This is a genomic window from Staphylococcus sp. EG-SA-15 (assembly GCF_017151895.1).
Lineage (GTDB): Bacteria > Bacillota > Bacilli > Staphylococcales > Staphylococcaceae > Staphylococcus > Staphylococcus aureus.
This window is the reverse complement of sequence record NZ_JACVZN010000079.1, coordinates 1-454: the sequence shown is the minus strand read 5'-3', so window position 1 is coordinate 454 and position 454 is coordinate 1. Positions and strand designations below refer to the sequence as shown.

The following is a 454-nucleotide window of genomic DNA, read 5'->3' as shown; positions in this document are numbered from 1 at the left end:
TTACGGTACAGTTGATTTCATGGATAAAGGCTTTACTGGTCACATTATCCGTCGTGGTACAGCAGCAGCTGATGCGACAATCGATTGGGCTTTAGGTTTAATGAATGACGGTAGTACAATTAATGACAACACGACTTATTTAATGGGTGACCGTTCAAACTGTAACTTAAAAACAGTCGTAGTTGGTCGTGGAGAACAAAAACAAAACTTCACAACACAAATCATTCAATAAGGTAAAGAAACTAATGGTCACATATTGAAACATGGTGTTATGAAAGATAGTTCGTCTTCAATCTTTAATGGTATTGGTTACATCAAACACGGTGGTACGAAAGCAGATGCTCAATAAGAATCTCGTGTTCTTATGTTATCTGAAAAAGCACGTGGAGATGCAAACCCAATCTTATTAATTGATGAAGATGATGTAACAGCAGGACACGCAGCTTCAGTAGGT

Annotated in this window: 1 pseudogene; it reads left to right on the top strand. The window is 37.9% G+C overall.

Annotated features, from left to right (window positions below):
- Positions 1-454 (top strand): annotated as a pseudogene (locus IDG64_RS14405) (SufD family Fe-S cluster assembly protein); the annotation flags it as partial.